Here is a 6,136-nt window from a genome sequence, read left to right on the forward strand (position 1 = left end):
TGGCTGACTTAAATAAGAATCAGCTGGCAAATCTGGCGATGAAGGCTTAATTTGGTAAAAAATTTATTTTATAGGTTTTTATAGATCCAAAATAGCGGTCGGCACGTACACGATTACAGGAAAAACGTAAATCATAACAACAATAAAAAGTTTAAGTGTTTATTGATACTTTTTTTGATTTTTTCGCACAAAGATTTCCCTAACCAGATTCCGGGGCTGACAGCTTTTCCGTACATCGGATAGTCTGCGGTTTTTTGAACGTCCGTGAAATGCGTTTACATGCTCCGGTACTGCAAAATTATGATTTAAGGAAAAAATGTCGTGAATACATACTACATCACGGGCATGAACTGTTCAGCCTGCAGCTCCCACATTGAACAGCTTGTCAGAAAAATACCGGGAGTCACCTCGTGCGAGGTCAGTCTCGTTACCGGTTCAATGGTTGTGGAGGGGAACGTCTCTTCAGAAAAAATAATCAGTGCCGTAACAGAGCTCGGCTATGGTATTTCCTCCTCAAAAGATAATGGAAACCGGGATTTCCTCAGAAAGCTGACACCGGATCTCAGATCTTCAGTACTGAAATTCCTGTTCTCGCTGGTTTTACTGGCACTTCTTGCCTACATAGCCACCGGTCACCTCATGTTTAATCTTCCGCTGGGCTCCGTCCTTGCCGGAAGTCCTGACAGAATCGCTTACGCCGAACTTATCCTGGCCTCCGTCATCATTCTCATCAACGGAGACATAATCCTTAGGGGATACAGAGGACTTGTCCGCATGATGCCTACCATGGACACTCTTGTTGCCATCGGCGTATCTGCGGCATATCTTTATTCAGCCAACAGAATAGCCCTGCTCAATACCCTTCTTTCCCTTGGAATGCACAATGAAGCTTCGCAGATCCTTCCGGGACTTTTCTTCGAATCATCCGCCATGCTTATCGTCATAGTCACATTCGGAAAAATTCTGGAAAAGAAGGCTCAGGGTAACACCACAAACGCTCTGAAAAAGCTTCTGAAAATCACACCGAAGACAGCCCACCGACTCGATGCAATGGATGTCAGACCGTCTTCATCACCGGCAGCGAATCAGCGTACGGAAGACATAAATGCGGACGAACTGCAGGTAAATGACATATTTGTAGTTCTGCCCGGAGAATACATCCCCGCTGATGCGGTTATTCTTGAAGGTGTCTCATCAGTCAATGAATCAGGAATCACCGGCGAATCAATGCCGCGTGAAGTAGCCGAAGGCGACAGCGTAACCGGAGCCACCATAAACATTGACGGTCTTATTAAATGCCGTACGGTGAGAACGGGGGCCGACACGGTATTCGGTCAGATGATTCAGACGGTAAAGGACGCCCTGACGACTAAAGCTCCCATTGCCAGAGTTGCAGACAGGGTTGCAGCGTGGTTTGTGCATGGAGTTATTATCCTGGCACTCGTAACCTTTGCCGTATGGTATTTCGTGCTCAACAAAAGTCTGGCCGAAGCTCTGGAATATGCCGTAGCCGTACTTCTCGTAAGCTGTCCGTGCGCTCTTGGACTGGCCACTCCGATGGCCGTGACGGTTGGTTCGGGAAAGGCCCTGGATAACGGAATTCTTTTCAAGGAAGCCTCCGCTATTGAAACCATCGGCAGAATTAAATATGCGGCGATGGATAAAACCGGAACCGTAACGGCAGGAACACCTGAGGTAACCTCAGTAACTTCCGTTTCAGACATTTCAACAAAGCACATACTGCATCTTGCAGGTATTCTGGAGTGTTTCAGCAATCATCCTCTTGCCGGGGCAATTACCGCCAAAAGCGGAATAAAAACACCTGACACATACGGTCTGATGGATGAAGAAATGACTGATATTATCAGAACGGTATTCATGGAACAGTCCTCTTCAGGTATTCTAAGCATCAGAGATTTCAGCGAGGTTTCCAGTGGCGGAGTTCAGGCACTCATCAACAATCACAGAGTTTATCTGGGCAAGCTGGACTTTATAAAGGAAAAAGTTGTTGTCAGCCCGGAAGTGTCCGCAACATGTGGAGATATGGCACGTAAAGGGGAAACAGTGCTTCTTCTTGCAACGGCCTCAAAGGTACTGGGAATCATTACTGTTAATGACACGGTCAGACCGAATGCTGCCGAAGCCGTAGCAGTTCTTTACAGGGACGGAATAATCCCTGTCATGCTCACCGGAGATAACCTCTACAGTGCCATTGGCGTTGCTGAACGCGTAAACATCAAAAATGTCAGATCGGACTGTCTGCCAACCACCAAGGCAACCATAATCAGAGATCTTAAAGCACGCGGCATGACTGCAATGGTTGGCGACGGTATAAATGATGCCCTGCCGCTTACTGAGGCAGATGTTGGTATAGCCGTGGGATCGGGTTCTGAAATCGCCCGCGATGCAGGCAGTGTGGTTCTCGTCAACAGCGATCCCCTTTCTCTTATAAAAGCCATACGCTGCGGACGTCTGACTCTTAAGGTAATACATCAGAACCTTTTCTGGGCTCTGTGCTACAACATAATCGGAATACCGCTGGCTGCCGGTGCCCTGTCAGCATTAGACATGAGGCTGACCCCGGTGTTTGCGGCAATCTGCATGGCTCTGTCCAGCCTTATCGTCGTAGGTAACTCCCTGAGAATCTATTTTGCAGACCTGTCGAACGCAGCTCTGCTCAAAGAAGGCTCACTTGAACTCACCAAAATTCAGACTATGGGCGAAGAATATTTCAGGAAATTGGAAAAAAGCGCTGATTCCGAAGGCCTTCTTCATAAAACAACGCATCCCGCCTCAAATCCGGATGAACCGATATTTGACGGTTTTATGGGGATTGACGGAAATGTCTCCGATGATAATGCTCAGAAAACCGCTAACGGAGAAAAGGCCCCTACACGGATTGCAAACCTAATCATTGACGGAATGGTATGCGAACATTGTGAATCCACCGTGTGCAATATCATCAAGGCTCATGTTACCACGGTCAACATAGTAATTTCCCATAAGAAGAATGCCGCAATAGTGGAATATAAGGGAATACTCAACGAAGCCCTGCTAAAACATGAACTGAGTGTCGCAGGATATAACCTGATAAAGGTTTTTGACGATTCCGAAAAAACGACCTGATTATATCGTAATTAGGACTATGGGGCCGCAGGCAAATTGCTTAAACCTGTGGCCCTAATTTTTGGCTTGCTTTTCAGCATTATATGATATCGTGCCTCTGTTCAACTGCCTGAGCATATCGGTACCGGCTATTACCTGCACCGGAGTATTACTCATGTTCCGGCTGTATGCATTCTGTTTACCTGTCCGGCATGTGACGGGACTTTCTCAGAGTAACGCGAAATATCTGTTATTAAGCAAAAAAAACAGAGCAGAAGGATAAACTTCTGCTCCGTTCCAGAATTACCTGATCTGACTGCGCATTTTATACGGGGTCAGAAATTACACACTACCATCTGAGTTCTGCAAGAGAGTCATCTGAAACACGATGGTTGTATACAACGATGTGAATCTTTTCATCTTCCGCATAGGCTTCAACTGTATAGGTATTGTGTGAAACGGTGCTGAAAAATGAACCTCTCGGTGAAGCAGTGCATTCATCCGCATAAAGATCCCTTTCGTCAGGTGAAATCTCTACATTTTCACAGTTGAGTCCGTTTAAAACCAGCTTTTCATCTATCTTGAAGTGGCTGTAATTATTATAATCAATCTTATAAATCACACCGCCGTTTGCGTTACGATAATCCTCAATATACAGGTTCTTCATGGTTCTGGATTTGCCCATGGTGTACCCGGTAGGAGCTGTAAAGGCGAAAGCCTGGGTTGAACTGATTGCAAAAATTAAAGGAACAAGAAGATAAGATAATTTTTTCATATTCACGTTTTCAATTAAAATGATGTTCTGAGCTATACAATGTGACAACTTCTCCTGATTAAATCACTGTTATCGGTCCTCAATCAGTTCTGTAATTTTTATACGGATCCGTACAACAAACATGTGATTTAACAATCTTTTTACGCTTTTTGTCCACTAGGAGTTCCAGCGTCATTTATGAAGAAACCGTCATTCAATCAACAATAAAAATATTATTACATTTAAACGTAAAAGTACAATAAATTTTAATATTTTTTTAACATTTTAATGGTTTATATAACAAACTACAACATAGATAACAATTTTTACCACACGTCAATCTAATTATTATATGGCTGTATTGCCGTTTATCAAAGAATAAAGGATGTTTTTCACATATTAAAATAAAATATTTAAATAAAAGATATAAATTTATTCATCGGATAAAACATGATTTTCCGGGTAATAATTCAGTTTTTTTGATAATTTTTGTAAAAAAGAGCAAGATAACGAACACTTGTCCAGAAAAATTTTGTTAACATAAATCACAAAAGTAGAACATCATATTTTTCGTGTTTGCGTGAATTATTCTTAACGAAAAACATCACTGAAAAATGAAACCTGAACCATGGAAAAATTTTAATGTCCGGTATCCGGTGAAGAGATAATACGGCTAATAAGACTAAGCCTGATTCCTTGCGAATCAGGCAGGAACATCACATCACTGCCCGCCTCCTCAGGCATTATTACATCGTGGAGCTCCAGACAACCGACTCCGCTCCCTGCTCCGATGAACACGGACATTGCATATTCTTCAGCAGCATCACCTTTATCTTGCCTCCATACGCAATCAAATGTAACAATGAGGCTTCCCTTAGGATACAAATTTTTTTCACCGGTCGGCATAATATCCAGAACTTTCACCCGGGAAATGACGTTATCGTCAACCGAACCGTCGCATTCTGATCTTTCCCCGCCCCCGGTGACGGAGTTTTTACCGATACCATTGATACTTAGACGTGAAAGGACATCGTCCTGCAACTTACGGTCTCTGTTCAGTGCAAATTTGAAGCCGGTTATGTCCGAAAGCCCCCTTCCGCTGTATTTAACCAATGTTTCCCTAATGGTCCAGAAGCTGAAAAAGGATTTAACTCCCCCGTCACCGTCTTCCGCCATGATGGCTTTTTCATCATCACTGAAATATTTAAGAGCAAGATCGTTCATTGATTTTCTCTGACGCCTGCGTTCAATGTCAGTGGCAGTATCTTCGTCCGAAATGCTGAGACAGAGGCAGTTTCCGCTGTGACTCAGATTAAAGTAAATTCTTTTTGTGATGCCGGTTCTGAGATAAAAGGACTCAGAAAAGAATGGTTTTCCGTGTTCGGAAATAAGGAAATCTGTTGCCTTAAGTGAATTGACTCCGTAATACGCTGACAGCACGGCCGCCAGAAGCAGTCTGCCGGTATAAAATGACACCCTTCTCGATTCACATCTTGAATAAAAATCCTCAGGAAGCAGATCTTCTATGGAATCAGGAATCGGAATGGACAGAATGTCCGCTGACAGTCCGCATCTGAAAACTCTCACGGCGCTCAATGATCTTATACCTCTGCACAAAACTCAAAATATCAATTCAACAGCGATTGCGGTGTGTTCTGCCTTTCAGAAAGGAATTTTACCTTAAGAGGCAGCCTCATCGAGAGCCTCAAGCAGAAAACTTACGGGTCTGAATCCGTCATTACAGGAAATCATTGCCGATTTGCTGTTTTTCATCCATCCCTGATATATGTCGGATCCTCCGTATGCCAGAGTCATCACGAACGGAGAAACCGATGTCCACGCACTCTCACAGAAATTCTCAGGCTTTCTCCAGCCGTCAGCTATAAACACCTGACCTTCGTGCATGTCACATGGATGCTCCAGAGGATTCTCATACTTTGAAATCAGATCATCATATCTTGTAATTCTTACAACGGTAATTCTAACTTTTTTCATACGGCACCTCGATTACTTACCATTGTCGTGACGGAACTGTTCTTATACCACGGACGACAGAATCTTTGCTGGCTGTTAAATACACTGTATTACAGTGAGATTACCACACCACGTCCTGAATGTACAAGCATGAGTCTCCTGTTTCTACGGGATTATCAGACAGTGCACGTAAAAGGTTACGTTCAGACATGCATTTTGATTTATATTCTGATTTGAGACCTGTTTTACCCCTTTACTGTTTGCAAATACGGCATATCGTTCTACAATTAACCGGGTATGAAG

Annotated in this window: 4 protein-coding genes; 1 reads left to right on the forward strand and 3 read right to left on the reverse strand. The window is 43.6% G+C overall.

Annotated elements, in window-relative coordinates; genetic code table 11:
- Positions 1-321: 321 nt before the first annotated feature.
- Positions 322-3,126: a heavy metal translocating P-type ATPase gene (locus QZU58_RS09570; RefSeq protein WP_294496327.1), complete on the forward strand. Its 2,805-nt coding sequence runs from the start codon at positions 322-324 to the stop codon at positions 3,124-3,126.
- Positions 3,127-3,454: 328 nt separating this feature from the next.
- Here QZU58_RS09570 and QZU58_RS09575 read toward each other — a convergent pair whose 3' ends face one another.
- The 3 genes from QZU58_RS09575 to QZU58_RS09585 all read right to left on the reverse strand — a co-directional run bounded on the left by QZU58_RS09575 (position 3,455) and on the right by QZU58_RS09585 (position 5,854).
- The gene (locus tag QZU58_RS09575; RefSeq protein ID WP_294496329.1) at positions 3,455-3,880 is read right to left on the reverse strand and encodes a hypothetical protein; all 426 of its coding nucleotides are present in this window, start codon (positions 3,878-3,880) and stop codon (positions 3,455-3,457) included.
- Positions 3,881-4,498: 618 nt separating this feature from the next.
- Positions 4,499-5,446, reverse strand: a complete 948-nt coding sequence (locus tag QZU58_RS09580) for a 4'-phosphopantetheinyl transferase superfamily protein (RefSeq protein WP_294496331.1) — start codon at positions 5,444-5,446, stop codon at positions 4,499-4,501.
- A gap of 93 nt (positions 5,447-5,539) precedes the next feature.
- Positions 5,540-5,854, reverse strand: coding sequence for a TIGR04076 family protein (locus QZU58_RS09585; protein ID WP_294496333.1), 315 nt, complete (start codon positions 5,852-5,854; stop codon positions 5,540-5,542).
- Between the last annotated feature and the right edge of the window lie 282 nt (positions 5,855-6,136).

Origin of the sequence: uncultured Ruminobacter sp. (genome assembly GCA_902764345.1) — a bacterium.
In the GTDB taxonomy this organism is placed as follows: domain Bacteria; phylum Pseudomonadota; class Gammaproteobacteria; order Enterobacterales; family Succinivibrionaceae; genus Ruminobacter.

Bases quoted from the DNA above. Each gene is read 5' to 3' on its own strand.
- QZU58_RS09575 (WP_294496329.1), bottom strand. From the start codon at position 3,880: ATGAAAAAATTATCTTATCTTCTTGTTCCTTTAATTTTTGCAATCAGT.
- QZU58_RS09585 (WP_294496333.1), bottom strand. From the start codon at position 5,854: ATGAAAAAAGTTAGAATTACCGTTGTAAGAATTACAAGATATGATGAT.